Source organism: Actinoplanes sp. NPDC049548 (assembly GCF_040676695.1).
In the GTDB taxonomy this organism is placed as follows: domain Bacteria; phylum Actinomycetota; class Actinomycetes; order Mycobacteriales; family Micromonosporaceae; genus Actinoplanes.
The window spans coordinates 145,413-161,885 of sequence record NZ_JBFAPM010000003.1; the positions used below are offsets into that span (position 1 = coordinate 145,413).

13 protein-coding genes and 1 riboswitch are annotated in these 16,473 nt (G+C 71.9%); of the genes, 8 read left to right on the forward strand and 5 right to left on the reverse strand.

Going from position 1 to position 16,473, the window contains the following annotated elements; genetic code table 11:
- Nucleotides 1–384 precede the first annotated feature (384 nt).
- Nucleotides 385–1,185 (reverse strand): NlpC/P60 family protein, encoded by an 801-nt coding sequence (locus AB0J80_RS07845; protein WP_364701588.1) that lies wholly within the window; start codon nt 1,183–1,185, stop codon nt 385–387.
- Between the two features lie 6 nt (nt 1,186–1,191).
- A riboswitch (cyclic di-AMP (ydaO/yuaA leader) is annotated at nt 1,192–1,313 on the reverse strand.
- A gap of 513 nt (nt 1,314–1,826) precedes the next feature.
- On the opposite strand from AB0J80_RS07845, the gene AB0J80_RS07850 reads away from it, so the two are divergent.
- The 3 genes from AB0J80_RS07850 to AB0J80_RS07860 are packed head-to-tail and all read left to right on the forward strand — an operon-like array spanning nt 1,827 to nt 4,543.
- Nucleotides 1,827–3,047, forward strand: a complete 1,221-nt coding sequence (locus tag AB0J80_RS07850) for a MurT ligase domain-containing protein (RefSeq protein ID WP_364702603.1) — start codon at nt 1,827–1,829, stop codon at nt 3,045–3,047.
- Complete coding sequence (locus AB0J80_RS07855; protein WP_364701591.1) at nt 3,037–3,750, forward strand: glutamine amidotransferase; 714 nt, start codon at nt 3,037–3,039, stop codon at nt 3,748–3,750. Before AB0J80_RS07850 ends, AB0J80_RS07855 begins: the two co-directional genes overlap by 11 nt.
- A 55-nt stretch (nt 3,751–3,805) precedes the next feature.
- Nucleotides 3,806–4,543 carry a VTT domain-containing protein gene (locus AB0J80_RS07860; RefSeq protein WP_364701594.1) on the forward strand — a complete coding sequence of 246 codons (738 nt, stop codon included), beginning with the start codon at nt 3,806–3,808 and terminating at the stop codon, nt 4,541–4,543.
- A 4-nt stretch (nt 4,544–4,547) separates the two neighbouring features.
- Here AB0J80_RS07860 and aroA read toward each other — a convergent pair whose 3' ends face one another.
- Nucleotides 4,548–5,813 carry a 3-phosphoshikimate 1-carboxyvinyltransferase gene (gene aroA, locus AB0J80_RS07865; RefSeq protein WP_364701597.1) on the reverse strand — a complete coding sequence of 422 codons (1,266 nt, stop codon included), beginning with the start codon at nt 5,811–5,813 and terminating at the stop codon, nt 4,548–4,550.
- A 66-nt stretch (nt 5,814–5,879) separates the two neighbouring features.
- Entirely contained in the window at nt 5,880–8,699 is a 2,820-nt protein-coding gene (gene leuS / locus AB0J80_RS07870) for a leucine--tRNA ligase (RefSeq protein WP_364701600.1), read from the reverse strand.
- Between the two features lie 369 nt (nt 8,700–9,068).
- Here leuS and AB0J80_RS07875 point away from each other — a divergent pair, with 369 nt between their 5' ends.
- Genes AB0J80_RS07875 through AB0J80_RS07895 form a run of 5 tightly spaced genes read left to right on the forward strand, consistent with a single transcriptional unit; the run spans nt 9,069 to nt 14,486 of the window.
- Nucleotides 9,069–10,118, forward strand: coding sequence for a MoxR family ATPase (locus AB0J80_RS07875; RefSeq protein ID WP_364701603.1), 1,050 nt, complete (start codon nt 9,069–9,071; stop codon nt 10,116–10,118).
- A gap of 1 nt (nt 10,119) precedes the next feature.
- Nucleotides 10,120–11,412 carry a DUF58 domain-containing protein gene (locus AB0J80_RS07880; RefSeq protein WP_364701606.1) on the forward strand — a complete coding sequence of 431 codons (1,293 nt, stop codon included), beginning with the start codon at nt 10,120–10,122 and terminating at the stop codon, nt 11,410–11,412.
- A 16-nt stretch (nt 11,413–11,428) separates the two neighbouring features.
- Nucleotides 11,429–13,894 carry a DUF3488 and transglutaminase-like domain-containing protein gene (locus tag AB0J80_RS07885; RefSeq protein WP_364701609.1) on the forward strand — a complete coding sequence of 822 codons (2,466 nt, stop codon included), beginning with the start codon at nt 11,429–11,431 and terminating at the stop codon, nt 13,892–13,894.
- Between the two features lie 56 nt (nt 13,895–13,950).
- Nucleotides 13,951–14,184: a ribbon-helix-helix domain-containing protein gene (locus AB0J80_RS07890; protein ID WP_364701612.1), complete on the forward strand. Its 234-nt coding sequence runs from the start codon at nt 13,951–13,953 to the stop codon at nt 14,182–14,184.
- On the forward strand, nt 14,184–14,486 hold the full coding sequence (locus AB0J80_RS07895) for a type II toxin-antitoxin system PemK/MazF family toxin (RefSeq protein ID WP_364701615.1): 303 nt from the start codon (nt 14,184–14,186) through the stop codon (nt 14,484–14,486). The genes AB0J80_RS07890 and AB0J80_RS07895 overlap by 1 nt, the downstream gene beginning before the upstream one ends.
- A 205-nt stretch (nt 14,487–14,691) precedes the next feature.
- Here the strand turns inward: AB0J80_RS07895 and AB0J80_RS07900 are convergent, their stop codons facing one another.
- A complete protein-coding gene (locus AB0J80_RS07900) occupies nt 14,692–15,078 on the reverse strand; it encodes a DUF3040 domain-containing protein (RefSeq protein ID WP_364701618.1) in 387 nt (128 codons plus the stop codon).
- Nucleotides 15,079–15,169: 91 nt separating this feature from the next.
- Nucleotides 15,170–16,465 (reverse strand): DNA polymerase IV, encoded by a 1,296-nt coding sequence (locus tag AB0J80_RS07905; RefSeq protein ID WP_364701621.1) that lies wholly within the window; start codon nt 16,463–16,465, stop codon nt 15,170–15,172.
- Nucleotides 16,466–16,473 lie beyond the last annotated feature (8 nt).

Genomic DNA, 16,473 nt, shown 5'->3' on the forward strand with positions numbered 1-16,473 from the left:
CGCTCGGGCCGGCAGGTCCGATCCGGCCTGCCACTGCGCTCCACTCTACTCCACTTCCCTCCACCCGCAACCGGAATCGGCCCGTCCATGAACCCTTTTCGCGGATGAATGCGCACGTCAGACACGGTGGGGCCGGAGTGGAGGGCCGAGGGCCTCCGATCAAGGTCCACTTTCCGACATGCCGCCCAGGCGGGCACGAAACTCCCCCGAAAAAGGGCAATTCCCCGGGCCGGAAGGGCCTCGGGGAGGGAAGTGGAGGGATCGCCGGGAGCGAAGTGGAGGAAAATCGCGCACAGGCGCAGACGACAGTGGGGCGCGACCCGAACCGGGTCGCGCCCCACTGAACTGTCGTACCGCTGTCTACAGCACTGCCGTGCCGAGGCGTCAGACGATGCGCCGGACGACGTAGTTGCTGCTGTAGACCTTCTGCTTCTTCACCCGCGCACCGGTGTGCGGCGCGGCCCACATGTAGCCGCCACCCGCGTAGATGCCGACGTGGGTGCCGTACGAGCCGGACCGGAACACGAGCAGGTCGCCGGCCTTCTTGCTGCCCTTGCCGACCTTCTTGCCGTAGTGCTGCTGCGAGTTCGCCTTGTGCGGCAGCTTCTTGCCCGCCGCCTTCTTGTAGACGTACTGCGTGTAACCCGAGCAGTCGAAGCGCTTCGGGCCGGCCGCTCCGAACTTGTAGAGCGCGCCCTTGTGCCTCTTGGCCTCGGCGAGGATCTTCGCTCCGCTGGCCTTGACCGTGATCTTGACGCTCTTGGTCGCGGCCGGCGCGAGCCCCGACGAGCCGCCGTAGTAGGTCCGGAACCAGACCGTGCGGCCCGGCTTGGTGTTGAAGACGACGGCGCCGCTTCGCACCGGCTTCTTCTGCCAGGTCTTCCACTTGCCGTTGATCTTGGACTGCAGCCGGACGTAGCCCTTGACGACCTTCTTGCCGGTCCTGGGGTCGGTCAGCTTGGTGGTCACCCGGACCTTCGAGCCCCAGAGCACCGTCCGCTTGTTGTACGAGACGGACTGCTTGGGCTTGACGGTCTTGACCGCGGCCGCCGTGGTGACGGGAGCGGCGGATGCTGCCGGCGTCGCGACCAGCTGGCCGGCGCAGAGGCAGAGACCCAGGGACAGTGCGACGGTTCCGGTGCCGACGGACATGCGGCGGCCCCGGCTCGAACTGCGTTCGTGCACGGTAGAGATATCCCTCCGGCACGCCTGCGAGGTTAGCTGTCGGGTTCGGGCGGGAAGGTTGCCCGGCCGCCGTGGCGGCTTCACCCCGAGGTCCGCCGGGTCTCGCGACCCGGTGGCGGACCGGAAATGGGTCCCCCGTCCCTGCCCCCATATGCCTTTGTGGTCGTTCACGTGCTTCGTGGTCGTCCCGTCCGGACCGGGGCAGGGCTCGGCGTGGTCCGTGCGGTACGAGCGGTGGGCGGTCGCTCACCGGCACACCCTGCCTACCCGATTTCTCGATCCACCGTGGGACCCCCCTCGATCACTCTTCGTATTTGGCACAGTGGACGGTGTCCGGTTTGTTACCACCGCGTGACAAATGCCGCCACGATATGCACCTTGACGATCACTCAGAGCTGAAGGTTACGGGTGAAACAGAACACATAAAAAGCCGCAGGCGGGCTGATCGAGGGACGTTCCGAGATCGGGCGAAAGCCTTCGCAAACATTCTGACCGGCGCAAACACGGCGACGGACGACGAACCCTGATCATCCGTTCGGCCGAGGCATCGACGCCGCCCGAACCCGGTGCCGCCGCCGCACCCGGCGCCACTCGACGTAGTGTCCGTTTCCGGTACCCTCGTCGCCGTGACGGACGGGAAGATGCCCTTGCGGGCCAAGGTCGCGAGCTCCGTCTCGCGCACGGCCGCGGCCCTCTCGCGGGCCGCGGGACGCGGCGACGGCTCGGTGATCGGCGGCTGGATCGGCCTCAAGATCGATCCGGACCTGCTGCGCAACCTCGCCGCCGGCCGGGCCATCGCCCTCGTCTCGGGCACCAACGGCAAGACCACCACGACCCGGTTCACCGCCGCGGCGCTGGGCGTCCTCGGCCCGGTGGCCACCAACTCGTTCGGCGCCAACATGCCCTCCGGGCACACCTCCGCGCTGGCGAAGGCGGGTGCCACCCCGTTCGCCGTCCTCGAGGTCGACGAGCACTACCTCGCGCGGGTCATCGAGGAGACGAACCCCCGGGTGGTGGCGCTGCTCAACCTCTCCCGCGACCAGCTCGACCGGGCCAAGGAGGTGGCGATGATGGCGCAGATGTGGCGCACCGCCCTCGCCGCCCACCCCGACGTGCACGTGGTCGCCAACGCCGACGACCCGATGGTGGTCTGGGCGGCCGTCAACACCGCCCAGGTCGTCTGGTTCAGCGCCGGCCAGCGGTGGACCGACGACTCGTGGGTGTGCCCCGAGTGCGGCTCGCCCATCAACCGCGCCCAGGGTGACTGGTGGTGCACGGGATGCCCGCTGCGCCGCCCGCAGGCCCAGTGGACCGTCGAGGACGAGGGCGTGCTCGACCCGAAGGGCGACTGGCACCTGGTCAAGCTGCAGCTGCCGGGTCAGGTCAACCTCGGCAACGCGGCCACCGCGCTGGCGGTGGCCGCCGAGTTCGGCGTACGCCCCATCGAGGGGGTGCCCCGGCTCGCGGGCGTGGCCTCGGTGGCCGGCCGCTACGCCCAGGTGGACCGCGACGGCCGCAACATCCGACTGCTGCTGGCCAAGAACCCCGCGAGCTGGCTCGAGGCCTTCGACATGGCCGAGGTGGCGCCGACACTGCTCTCCATCAACGCGCGCGACCCCGACGGGTTCGACACCTCCTGGCTCTACGACGTCGACTTCTCGCCGCTGCGCGGCCGGCCCGTCCTGATCACCGGCGACCGGGCCTACGACCTCGCCGTACGCCTCGAGGTGAACGATGTGCCCTTCCGGCACGTTAAGACTTTCGAGGAAGCGATCCGGGCCACCCCGCCGGGCCGGCTCGAAGTGATCGCGAACTACACGGCGTTCCAGGACATCCGAGCGGAGTTGGACCGTGTCAACTGAGACCCTGAGGGTCGTCTGGATCTATCCGGACCTGCTGTCGACGTACGGCGACCGGGGCAACATGCTGATCCTGGCCCGCCGGGCGGCGCTGCGGGGCATCCCGGTGGAGACCTACTCGGTCCGCTCCGACCAGGCGATGCCCGCGACCGCCGACATCTACCTCATCGGCGGCGGCGAGGACGGCCCCCAGGCCCTGGCCGCCCAGCGGCTGATCGCCGACGGCGGCCTGCACCGGGCGGTCGCCCAGGGCGCGGCGGTCCTGGCCGTGTGCGCCGGCTACCAGCTCTTCGGCGCCTCCTTCTTCGCCAAGGGCGCCCAGTGCGCCGGCCTGGGCCTGCTCGACATCACCTCCGACCGCGGCGAGACGCGCGCGGTCGGCGAGGTCCGCGGCGACATCGATCCCCGGCTGGGCCTGCCGCCCCTCACCGGCTTCGAGAACCACGGCGGACGCACCCACCTCGGCCCCGGCGTGGCGCCGCTGGCCAGGGTCACCGCCGGCATCGGGAATGACGGGCACACCGAGGGCGCTTGGCACGGGAAGATCCTGGGCACGTACGCCCACGGGCCCGCGCTCGCCCGCAACCCAGCGATAGCCGATCTGCTACTGAGTTGGGCGACCGGCGCGGATAGGCTTGCACCGCTCGACGACACCTGGGCCGACCGGCTCCGCGGCGAGCGGCTCGCCGCCGCGGGCGCCGCGTGACCCGAGACGACCTCCACCTTCCTGGACCGACGAGACGTAGGGGCGGTACGCCTGCATGACTGACACCCTGATCGCCCCGCGGGGCGCGAACTCCCCCGCCGCGGACCCTCAGGCCAGCCAGCAGACCCACGCTCCGGTCGGGTGGCGCCGCCGCCTCATCCGCTTCGGCATTCTCGCGGCGGTCGTCGCCGGCCTCGGCGTCGCGGCCGCCGTCCTGCCGATCCAGTCGATCGCCGACTCCGTCGTGAGCCTCGGCCCCGCCGCCGCGGTCGCGATCGCGGTGGTGGGCGGCCTGCTGCTGTCCGTTCTCGTGCCCCGCACCGCGGTCACCATGGGTTGCGGCATGCTGCTCGGGCCGGCGACGGGAGCGGCGACCGCCCTCGCCGCCGCCGTGATCGCCGCCATCGCCACGTACTACGCGGGCCGCTGGGCCGGCCGGGGTGCCCTGGGCGCCAAGGCCGGGGGCCGGATGGCCCGGCTCGACGAGTGGCTCAACCGGCGGGGTCTCGCGGCCGTGCTGCTGGTCCGGTTCCTGCCGCTCGCGCCGTACGGCCTGATCGGCTACGCGTACGGGACGACGTCGGTCTGCCGCAAGCGCTACCTGCTCGGGACCACCCTTGCCGCGATCCCGTCCGCGGTGTCCTACGCCGTGATCGGCGCCGCCGTGACGTCCCCGGGTCAGATGAGCCCGATGACGCTCGCGCCCGCGGTCATCGGCTTCGCCCTCACCACGGCGATCGTGCTGCGCTGGCGCCTGGCCGCCCGCCGCGCCGCTGCCGTGGTCGCCGCCTGATCGTTCAGGCCAGCGCGGCCAGGTCCCGGAAGTAGTCCGGGTACGTCTTCGCCACGCACCCCGGGTCCTCGATCTCGATGCCGGGCGCCCGCAGCCCCAGCAGAGACAGGCTCATCGCCATCCGGTGGTCCTCGTACGTCGCGAACCGCGTCGGCCGGGGCCGCCCCGGGTGGATCGTGAACCCGTCCTCGTCCTCGACGGCGTCGATCCCGGCCCTGCGCAGCTCGGTCACCACGGCGGCGAGCCGGTCGGTCTCCTTGCGCCGGATGAACCCGATGCCCCGCACCCGCGTCGGCGAGTCGGCGAACACCGCGACCATGGCGAGCGTCTGCGCGGTATCCGAAATATCAGACATGTCGATGTCTACGCCGGTGAGCCGGCCGGTCCCCCGCACGGTGAGGGAACTGGCGGTGCGGGTCACCGAAGCACCCATCCGCTCCAGCACGTCCGCGAAGCCCACGTCGCCCTGCAGGCTGGCGGTCCCCAGCCCCTCGACGGTGACCCGCCCGCCGGCCACCGCCGCGGCACCGAGGAAGTAGGAGGCGGCACTCGCATCGGGCTCGACCTCGTAAGCGACAGCGCGATAGCTCGCGGCGGCCACCGAGAGGCCGTCGACCCGCACCCCGAACGCAGCCATCACCGCCTTGGTCATCTCCACGTACGGCACCGACACCAGCGGCGAGGTCAGCGACACCGACAGCCCTGAGCGCATCAGCGGCCCCGCCATCAACAGGCCGGACAGGAACTGGCTGGAGATGTGCCCGCTGATCTCGACGGGTCCCCCGCGCAACGGCCCGCGCACCGCGGCGGGCAGGTAACCGGGCTGGTCCAGCTCCTCCACCACGGCACCGACCTCGCGCAGCGCCTCGAGAACCGGGCCGCTGGGGCGTGCCCGGAGCTGAGCGGTGCCGTCGACGACCGTCCGCACCGGAAGCAGCGCCGCCACCGGCAGGATGAACCGGGAGGTCGTGCCGGACTGCCGGGCATCGATCATGCCGGAGGTCGGCGCGGTCCCCGGGTCGATGCCCGTCACCCGGATCGTCCGCGCGTCCTCGTCCCCCTCGACGCGCGCGCCGAGGGCGGCCACCGCGCCCATCATCGCGCGGGTGTCGTCGGCGAAGAGCGCTCCGGACAGTGTGGAGGTGCCCGGCGCGAGGGCCGCGCAGATCAGCGCGCGGTTGGTGATGCTCTTCGAGCCCGGCGGACGCACCGTGGCGTCCAGCGGCGAGCTCAGCGGGGCGACGGGCAGCACATCCGGAAGATCAGGCACGGGGTCATTCTGACGGCGAAGGGCCCGCCGCGATCACTCGCGGCGGGCCCTGTTCCACCAGGTGGATCACACGACGACGCTGACCAGTCGGCCGGGGACCACGATCACCTTGCGGGGGTCGCGGCCGGCCAGCACCTCGGCGACGGCGGCCAGCGCGGCCTCCCGTACGGCATCCTCCGCCGTGTCGGGCGCAACCTCGACCCGGCCGCGGACCTTGCCGTTGACCTGGACCGGGTAGGTGACCGACTCGGCGACCAGCTGGGCCGGGTCGGCCACGGGGAACTCCGTGTACGCCAGCGTGCCGTCGTGGCCCAGCTTGCGCCACAGCTCCTCGGCCAGGTGCGGGGCGAACGGCGACATCATCAGCACCAGCGGCTCGACGGCCTCGCGGGACGTCGTCTCCAGCGGCGTCAGCGTGTTCGTCAGCTGGATCAGCTTGGCGATGGCGGTGTTGAACCGCAGCTCGTCCATGTCCTCGCGGACGCCGGCGATCGTCTGGTGCAGCGCCCGCCGGGTCTTCGGGTCCAGCGGGGCGTCGGTCGCCCGCACCTCGCCGGTCTCCTCGTCGACGACCAGGCGCCACACCCGCTGCAGGAAGCGCTGAGAGCCGACCACCGCGCGCGTCTCCCACGGCCGGGAGACGTCCAGCGGGCCCATCGCCATCTCGTACACGCGGAAGGTGTCGGCGCCGTACTGCTCGCTCATCTCGTCCGGGGTGACGACGTTCTTCAGCGACTTGCCCATCTTGCCGTACTCCCGGGCCACCTCCTGGTCGCCGTAGTAGTACCTGCCGTCGCGCTCGACGACCTCCTCGGCGGGCACGATGACGCCGCGGGCGTCCCGGTACGCGTACGCCTGGATGTAGCCCTGGTTGAACAGCTTCCGGAACGGCTCGAACGACGACACGTGGCCCAGGTCGTACAGGACCTTGTGCCAGAAGCGGGCGTACAGCAGGTGCAGGACGGCGTGCTCGACCCCGCCGACGTACAGGTCGACGCCGCCCGGGTCGCCGGGACCCTGCGGGCCCATCCAGTACGCCTCGTTCTCCGGGTCGACCAGCACCTTCTCGTTGTGCGGGTCCAGGTAGCGCAGCTCGTACCAGCAGGAGCCGGCCCACTGCGGCATGGTGTTGGTCTCGCGGATGTAGGTCTTCGGCCCGTCGCCCAGGTCCAGCTCGACCTGCACCCAGTCCTTCTTGCGCGACAGCGGCGTCTCCGGCTCGCTGTCGGCGTCGTCCGGGTCGAAGGTACGCGGGGAGAAGTCGTCGACCTCCGGCAGCTCCACGGGCAGCATCGACTCGGGCAGGGCGACCGGCAGGCCCGTCTCGTCGTACACGATCGGGAAGGGCTCGCCCCAGTAGCGCTGCCGGCTGAACAGCCAGTCCCGCAGCCGGAAGGTGGTGGCGCCGCGACCGTGCCCCTTCTCCTCCAGCCACGAGATCATCGACGCCTTGGCATCGGCCATGCCCATGCCGTTCAAAAACTCCGAGTTGATCACGGGGCCGTCACCGGTGTACGCGCCGTCGAAGTCCTCCGGCGTCTCGATGGTGCGCACGATCGGCAGCTCGAACGCCTGCGCGAAGTCCCAGTCCCGCTCGTCGTGGCCGGGCACCGCCATGATCGCGCCGGTGCCGTAGCCCGCCAGCACGTAGTCGGCGATGAAGACGGGGATGCGGGCGCCGTTGACCGGGTTGGTCGCGTACGCGCCGGTGAAGACGCCGGTCTTGACCTTGGCGTCGGCGGTCCGCTCCTCCTCGGTCTTGGCGGCCGCGGCGGCACGGTAGGCGGCGACGGCGTCGGACGGCGTCGCGTGCCCCCCGGTCCACGCGTCCTTCGTCCCCTCGGGCCAGGCGGCCGGCACGATCGCCTCGACCAGGGCGTGCTCAGGCGCCAGCACCATGTACGTCGCGCCGAACAGCGTGTCGGGGCGCGTGGTGAAGACGGAGATGATGTCATCGCCGTCCATGGGGAAGTCGACGTGCGCACCACGGGAGCGGCCGATCCAGTTGCGCTGCATCAGCTTGACCGGCTCCGGCCAGTCCAGGGCGTCCAGGTCCTCGACCAGGCGGTCGCCGTACGCGGTGATCCGCATCATCCACTGCTTCAGCGAGCGCTGGAAGACGGGGTAGTTGCCCCGCTCGCTGCGGCCGTCGGGGGTGACCTCCTCGTTGGCCAGCACCGTGCCCAGCCCGGGGCACCAGTTGACCGGCGCCTCGCTGACGTACGCCAGCCGGAACTCGTTGATCACCTTGCGCCGCTCGACCGGGGACAGGCCGGCCCAGTCACGCCCGTCCGGCACGGCGCGGGTGCCCGCCTCGAACTCGGCGACCAGGTCGTCGATCGGGCGCGCCTTGCGCAGGTCGGGGTCGAACCAGGAGTTGAAGACCTGCAGGAAGATCCACTGGGTCCAGCGGTAGTACTCCGGGTCGGTGGTGGAGAAGGAGCGGCGGTCGTCGTACGCCAGTCCCAGCCGCTTCAGCTGGCCCCGGTACCGCTCGATGTTGGCCTCGGTGGTGGTGCGCGGGTGCGTGCCGGTCTGGACCGCGTACTGCTCGGCGGGCAGGCCGAACGCGTCGAAGCCCATCGGGTGCAGCACGTTGAAGCCCGCCATGCGCTTGTAGCGGGTGTAGGAGTCGGTGCCGATGTAACCGAGCGGGTGCCCGACGTGCAGCCCCGCACCCGACGGGTACGGGAACATGTCCTGCACGTGCAGCTTCGGCGCGCCCGCGCGCGGGTGCGAGGGGTCGGCCAGCTCGCCGGCCGGGTTCGGCGCGTGGAAGGTCCCGTTCTCCGCCCAGTACGCCTGCCAGCGGGGCTCGATCTCGGCGGCCATCGCCGCCGTGTAGCGGTACGGCGGGACGTCCGCGTTGGTCTCGGGCTCGCTCATCGTCACCATCTCGATCTCGTTCGGCCTGCCTGCTCGTCGTCTTCCTGAGGACACAAAAAAGCCCCCTTCACAGGAGGGGGCGCCGCGCTGGTAGTGGAGCAGCGCGGCTAGCCGAGAAGCAGGAAGGCACGGGCCATACCGGCATGGTACCCGCCCCGCTTGAGCCGCGGCGACCGGTATCACCCCTCCGCTATTCGTAACGCATCCGATATGTGTGTCTGGTTGACCACGTGTCGTATTGGTGGTCATCGCCCCACTCGGCGAGTTGCTGTGACCGGGCTAACCTGTGGGGAACGGGCGGCGGCGCCGGAGGCCCACGGACACCCCGGCCGCCCGCGAACCTTCGCTTGAACGACATGGAGGAGGCCCGTGACAACCCCCACCTGGGACGAGCCCGGCGGCCCGCTGCCGAACGACGATTTCCGCGCCGCCAGCGAGGCGATCATCGCGAACATCGAGCAGGTCATCGAGGGCAAGAGCGCGACCGTACGGCTGGCGCTCGCCGTGCTCCTGGCCGAGGGCCATCTCCTCATCGAGGACGTGCCCGGCGTCGGCAAGACCAAGCTCGCCAAGGCGCTGGCACGTTCGATCGACTGTTCCGTGCGCCGTATCCAGTTCACGCCGGACCTGCTTCCCAGCGACGTGACCGGCGTCAGCGTCTACAACCAGGAGACGCGCGACTTCGAGTTCAAGCCGGGCGCCGTCTTCGCCAACCTGGTGGTGGGCGACGAGATCAACCGGGCCTCGCCGAAGACCCAGTCCGCCCTGCTCGAGTGCATGGAGGAGCGGCAGGTCACGGTCGACGGCACCACGTACGAGCTGCAGTCGCCGTTCATGGTCATCGCGACCCAGAACCCCATCGAGATGGAGGGCACGTACCCGCTGCCCGAGGCGCAGCGCGACCGGTTCACCGCGCGCATCGCGATGGGCTACCCCGACCCGCGCGCGGAGCTGGCCATGCTCGGCGGGCACGGCGCCGTGGACCCGCTGAACAGCCTGCGGGCCGTCGCCGACGCGGCGCTGGTCCGCCGGCTGATCGCCACGGTCCGTGACGTGCACGCCGCCGACGCCGTCCAGCAGTACGCGATCGCCCTGGTCACAGCGACCCGCGAGGCCCCCGAGATCCGGCTGGGTGCCTCCCCGCGGTCGACGCTGCAGCTGCTGCGGACGGCCAAGGCGGTGGCGGCGCTCGAGGGCCGCGACTACGTCCTCCCCGACGACCTGCAGGCGCTGGCCGTCCCGGTGCTCGCGCACCGCATCATCCCGACCGCCGACGCGCAGCTCAACCGCCGCACGACGGATGCGATCGTGGCCGAGATCGTGCACCGGCTGCCGCTGCCGCACGACCGCAGCCGCTCGCCGTACGACACCCGCGCCACCGGCGACGGCCGCGCGCAGTTCGAGTCCCGGGGGCGCTGACATGCGGGAAGCCCTGCGGGGTATGACGACGCGGGGCCGCTCCTTCCTCGCCGCCGGGGCCGCCGCCGCGGTCTCCGCCGTGATCCTGGGCGAGAAGGACCTGCTGCGGGTCGCGATCCTGCTCGCGGCGCTGCCCTTGCTGGCCGCCGCGTACGTGGGGCGCAGCCGCTACAAGCTCGCCTGCACGCGGACGCTGGAACCGGGCCGGGCACCGGTCGGCTCCAGCGCCCGCGTCGTGCTGCGCCTGCAGAACCTGTCCCGGCTGCCCACCGGCACGCTGCTGCTGGAGGACCGTCTGCCGTACGCGCTCGGCAGCCGCCCCCGCGTCGTGCTCGAGCGGCTGGGCGCGCACATGGCCAGCTCGGTGGCGTACACGGTGCGCGCCGACGTCCGCGGCCGCTACCCGGTCGGCCCGCTGGTCATCCGGCTGACCGACCCGTTCGGCCTGTGCGAGCTGACCCGCTCGTTCCCCAGCGTCGACCGGCTCACCGTCATCCCGCAGGTGGTCCCGCTGCCCTCCGTCCGGCTGGCCGGCGAGTACGCGGGCACCGGCGACAGCCGCGCCCGCTCGGTGGCCGTGCACGGCGAGGACGACGCGGCCACCCGCGAGTACCGCCGCGGCGACGACCTGCGCCGGGTCCACTGGCGCTCGACCGCCCGCACCGGAGAGCTGATGGTGCGCCGCGAGGAGCAGCCCTGGGAGTCGCGAGCCACCGTCGTCCTGGACACCCGGCTCCACGCCCACCGCGGCGAGGGCCCGGCGGCCAGCTTCGAGTGGGCGGTGTCGGCCTGCGCGAGCATCGCGGTCCACCTGCGCCAGGCCGGATACAAGCTGCGCCTGGTCACGGGTACGGGCATCGACCTCGACGCCATCGAGGCCGGCGGTGAGGGCGCGATCCTGGACACGCTCGCCGACGTGAAGCTGACCGAGGCCGGCGACATCGCCGGGCTGGTCGACATGGTCCGCCGCCGCTCCGACGGCGGGCTGGTGATCGGGCTGTTCGGGGCGCTGACGGTCGCCGAGGCCGAGGTACTGACCGGGCTGCGCGGCAACGGTGCCACCTGCATCGGGTTCGCGATCGACAGCTCGACGTGGATGACCGTGGCGCCCGCCGACCGGCAGGAGGCGGACCGGCAGCACGCGGCGACGTCGCTGGCCCTGGTCCGCAGCGGCTGGCGGTCCGTGCCGGTCGCGCACGGCGACTCGCTGCCGGCGCTCTGGCCGGCGGCGGCGCGGGGATCACAGGGTTTCGCCTACCGGGCGGCGATGGCCGAGACCGTGGCAGGCATGTAGTGACGGGAGTTCCGCTGTGACCGGGAGACGACGGCTCGGACTGGTGGCGGCCGCGGCCACACTGCTGTCCGCGGCGCCACTGTCGGCGATCTTCGACACCTGGACGTGGCTGCTGCAGTGCATCCTCGCCGTCGGCCTGGTCGCCGGCGCGGCGGTGCTCACGCGCAGCCTGCGCCTGCCCACCTGGGCCCAGGCGGCCGGCATGGCGATCACCCTGCTGCTCACGCTGACGTGGATGTTCCCCAGCGGCGACGAGCTGCTGTCGCTCATCCCGTCACCGGCGACGTTCAACCACTTCGGCGAGCTGTTCGTGGAGGCCGGTACCGACACGCGGTCGTACGGCGTACCGGTCCCCGACCGCGACGGCCTGCTCTTCATCGCCACGCTGGGCATCGGCTCGGTCGCGATCGCCGTCGACCTGCTCACCGTGGTCGCCCGCCGCCCGGCCCTGGCGGGCCTGCCGATGCTGGCGATCTACTCGGTGCCGGTGGCGGTCTACATCGACAGCGTCCCGGTGGTCCCGTTCATCGTCGGCGCGGTCGGCTTCCTGTGGCTGCTGGTCGCCGACAACGTCGACCGGGTCCGCCGCTTCGGCCGCCGCTTCACCGGCGACGGGCGCGACGTCGACGTGTGGGAGCCGTCGCCGCTGGCCGCGGCCGGCCGCCGGCTCGCCGTCATCGGCGTCGCCTCCGCGGTCCTGCTCCCGCTGATCGTTCCCGGCCTCAACACCGGGCTGCTCAACCAGCTCACCCAGGTGGGCACGGGCGGCGGCGGCAACGGTACGGGCAGCGGCGGCAACGGGCGCATCAACCTCTTCGCCTCGCTGAGCGGCCAGCTCAACCAGAGCCAGACCACCGACTACGTCCGCGTCACCACCAACGAGCCGGACCCGTTCTACCTGCGCTTCGGCACGGCCGACGTGCTCAGCGCCGAAGGGTTCAGCAACCGCACGCCGACCGGGCGCCCGCTGTCGCGCGGCATCAACGACCCGCGGCTGAGCGGCAACACCAACGGCGGGAGCTTCCAGCAGTACCACGCCGAGGTGGAGATCACTCAGGACTTCGGCCAGACCCTCGCCCCGATCTACTCCTCCACCATCGACATCGACGGCCTCGACGGCGCCTGGTCGTACGACCCCAGCGCCCAGGTGGTCTTCTCCAACCGCACCACCACGAAGGGCAAGAAGTACTCCTTCGACTACCTCCGGGCCAAGTTCACGCCCGGCCAGCTGCGCCAGGCCGAACCGCTCGCCGACGACGACCCGATCCGCACGCAGTTCACCACCGTGCCCGAGGACCCCAAGGTCGCGGCCCTGGTCGCCCGCCTCACCCGCGGCGAGGACACCGAGTACGACAAGGTGGCGGCGCTCTACGGCTACTTCTCCCGCGAGAACGGCTTCTCGTACAGCCTGCAGGCGGCCGACCCGAAGGCCGGCGCCTCGGCGATCTCGGCGTTCCTGCAGAACAAGACCGGCTACTGCCAGCAGTACGCGGCGGCGCTGGCCTGGATGGTGCGCGAGGCCGGCATCCCGGCCCGGGTGGCGTTCGGCTTCACCCGGGGCAGCGGCCGCGAGGGCAACACGTACATCCTCACCAACCGCAACGCCCACGCCTGGACCGAGGTCTACCTCGACCGCTTCGGCTGGATCCCGTTCGACGCCACCCCGGCCGCCGCGGTCGTCGGCTCGAGCCGCTCCGAGTGGGCCCCCGACAACGACCGCGTCGACACCCCGACATCGTCGTCGACGGCGTCCGTGGCCCCCGGCGCGGCGGGCTCGGCCGGCCCCGGAGCGAGCAACCGCCCCGACAGGGACCCCGGCGCCGACAACCTCGGCGCCCCCGGCGCCGCCACCCCGTCGAACGGCTCCTCCACCGGCCTGCTCGCCACGGGCATCGCCGCGCTGGTGATAGCCCTGCTCCTGGTCCCGGCCCTGCGCCGCATCCTGCTCCGCCGGCGCCGCCACGCGGCCACCGCCCCGGTCACGGTGGCAACGGCCTCGGGCCCGTCACCACCGGGCACCCGCGAGGTCACCGTGACCACGGAATCGGCCCGCGCCCGCGAGGACGCCCACGCCGCCTGGGACGAGCTCGTCGACACGATGGTCGACTACCGCGTCCCGATCGACCCCACGGAGACCCCCCGCCACACCGCCCAGCGCCTGGTCCGCGAGGCCGAGCTGACGGACGCCCCGGCCCAGAGCGCCGCCCTGCTCGGCCACGCGGAGGAACGAGCCCGGTACGCCCGCAGCCCGCTCCGCGGCGAGGGCCTGACCGACGCGCTGACCCAGGTCCGCAAGGGCCTGGCCCGCACGGCCACCCGCCGCACCCGCCTCACCGCGGTCCTGCTGCCGCCGTCGGTGATGCTGCGCTGGCGGATGAGCCTGGGCGACAGGTCGGCCCGCTGGATGACCACCCTGAGCCGGGGCCGCGACGTCCTGGTCCGCTTCAGCCCCCGCCGCCTCCTGGCGGGCCGCGCCCGCTGACCCTCGAGCCATACCGATGCCATACCGGTGCCATACCGAAGCGGTATAGTGGCGGTATGAGTGTTCAGATGACCGTCCGCCTACCGGACGACGTTGCCGCCTTCGTCGACCGTCAGGTCGCGGAGGGAACGGCCGAGAGCCGCGCCGCCGCCATCACGGCTGCGTTGCGGCGGGAGCAACGCACCATCGCGGCACGACGTGACGCGCAGATCTACGCTGCAGCTTCAGCCGACCCGGACGCCGACGCCCTTGCGTCCTACGCGGCGGCCCAGCCAATGGACATCGATTGATGCGTCCGATTCACCTGGCACGACTGGACAAGACCCGTCCCGTTCTGGTGCTGACTCGCGAGGCGGTGCGTCCTTACGTGACGCGGGTCACAGTCGCACCGATCACCGGCACGATACGAGGCTTGTCCACCGAGGTCGCACTCGATCCGGAGCGCAACGGCGTGGACAAGGAGTGCGTGGTCAGTTGCGACAACATCGTCACCGTTCCTGCGGACGCCCTGGGACGAGTCATCGGGCGGCTGAGGCCCGAGCAAGAGACCGAGCTGACCCAGGCGATCCTGGCGGCGTTCGATCTGGAATGACGCGATCCTGCGCGGAGCCGCACAAGCAGGCCACGCCTTGGCCTGCGGAGACGCGCCTTGAGCCGCAGCGGTCAACGGCGTCGCTCGACGCGCCGGAACGCGGACGACGCCGCTGCGTGGTGCCCGGCTTATCGTGCGTGACCGGCGGGCGGATACGGCGATGGCGGCCGGGTGGCCGCCATCTTGTCGCCGTGGGTTGTCCGGGTCAGCGGTGACCCTCGGGGCGCTGACGCCAGCGGTCCTCGAGCCGGTCGATGAAGCCGGCCTTGCGGGTCTGCCGGGTGCGCCGGGTCGCGGTGCCGCCGACGGCGTGCAGGTCGGGGGCCTGGCCCTTGCGGCGGCTCTGCATCGCGAAGGCGGCCGCGGCCAGCATGACCACGAAACCGGCCACGCCGAGCGGCGTATTGCTGCTCACCGTGCCGAAGACAACCAGCGCGAGACCCAGGACGATCACGAACGCCGCGACGACCAGCCGGCGACGGGCGTGGAAACGCGGGTCACTGTTGCGCACAGCCGAGGCGAACTTGGGGTCCTCGGCAAGCGACCGCTCGATCTGATCGAACAGCCGCTGCTCGTGCTCCGAGAGCGGCACGGCATTCCTCCCCGGGCGCATGTCCGGCCCTCCGGCGGGATGCGGGCGGGCCGATGGTGCGAGGCAGCCGACCGGCTGCCTTACCGCAAGTCTACGAGGGGGTTGGCGGGTCGGAAAGCGGGACGACCGTCGAGTGCGGGTGATTTTCGGTCCGGCGCAGATCAGTTCGTCCCAAAAGACTGGCCGGTCCGACGATGGAGCGGCCGAACCGAGCCGCTACGGCGTCCGCGGCGGCCTCGGCCTCGCGCCAGCCGCGCTCGGGTTCGCCCAGCGTGAGCTGCCGTGATGCGGTCGCCGCGGCGGCCAGGCCCTCGACCCGGACGCCGACGAGCCGGATCGGCTCGGCCGGGCCCAACGCCTGGAACAGGGCCCAGGAGATCTCGAAGATCTCGCGTGCCACATCGGTGGTCGTCTGCATCGTGCGGGACCGGCTGACCGTGCGGAAGTCGGCGAAGCGGATCTTGATGGAGATCGTCCGGCCGACGTTGCCGCCCGCCCGCAGCCGGGCTCCGGTCTTGTCGGCGAGGGCCAGCAGGCTGCGCCGGATCGCCGCGGGGTCGGTGACGTCGGTGTCGTAGGTCATCTCGGCGCCGATCGACTTCTCCTCCTGCTCGGCGACGACCCGGCGTGGGTCGCGGCCCCAGGAGAGCTCGTGCAGGTGGGCGGCGGAGGCCTCGCCGAGGGCGCCGCGCAGCATGCTCAGCGGCGCGCGGGCCAGGTCACCCACGGTGCTCAGGCCGAGGCGGTGCAGCTGGGCGGCCGCCTTCTCGCCGACTCCCCACAGGGCGTCGACCGGCAGCGGATGCAGGAAGTCGAGGACCTGACCGGCCGGGACGACCATCATGCCGTCGGGTTTGGCCCGGGTGGAGCCGAGCTTGGCCACGAACTTGGTCGCGGCGACCCCGACGGAGCAGGTCAGCCGCTGCTCCTCGAACACCCGCCGGCGGATCGCCGCGGCGATCGCCGCGGGCCGCCCGAGCAGCCGCTGGGCGCCCGCCACGTCGAGGAACGCCTCGTCCAGCGACAAGGGCTCGACCAGCGGGGTGACGTCGCGGAAGATCCGCATGACGGCGTCGGAGGCCGCCGAGTAGGCCGCGAAGTCCGGGGGCAGGAAGACGGCGTGGGGGCAGAGCGCCCGGGCCCGCATCCCCGGCATCGCGCTGCGGACGCCGTACCTGCGGGCCTCGTAGCTGGCCGAGCTCACGACGCCGCGCGGGCCCGCTCCCCCGACCACGACGGCCTTGCCACGCAGCTCGGGGCGGCGCCGGATCTCCACGGAGGCGAAGAACGCGTCCATGTCGACGTGCAGGATCGGGCAGCCCGCGTCGTCGGCCTCCGGCCCGAAGCGCGGGTCCCGCCCCCGTCCGATGGCCTGGCTGCGTCCCACGCCGGCAG

Bases quoted from the DNA above. Each gene is read 5' to 3' on its own strand.
- AB0J80_RS07850 (WP_364702603.1), top strand. From the start codon at position 1,827: ATGCCCTTGCGGGCCAAGGTCGCGAGCTCCGTCTCGCGCACGGCCGCG.
- AB0J80_RS07890 (WP_364701612.1), top strand. From the start codon at position 13,951: ATGAGTGTTCAGATGACCGTCCGCCTACCGGACGACGTTGCCGCCTTC.
- AB0J80_RS07860 (WP_364701594.1), top strand. From the start codon at position 3,806: ATGACTGACACCCTGATCGCCCCGCGGGGCGCGAACTCCCCCGCCGCG.
- AB0J80_RS07880 (WP_364701606.1), top strand. From the start codon at position 10,120: ATGCGGGAAGCCCTGCGGGGTATGACGACGCGGGGCCGCTCCTTCCTC.
- AB0J80_RS07895 (WP_364701615.1), top strand. From the start codon at position 14,184: ATGCGTCCGATTCACCTGGCACGACTGGACAAGACCCGTCCCGTTCTG.
- leuS (WP_364701600.1), bottom strand. From the start codon at position 8,699: ATGAGCGAGCCCGAGACCAACGCGGACGTCCCGCCGTACCGCTACACG.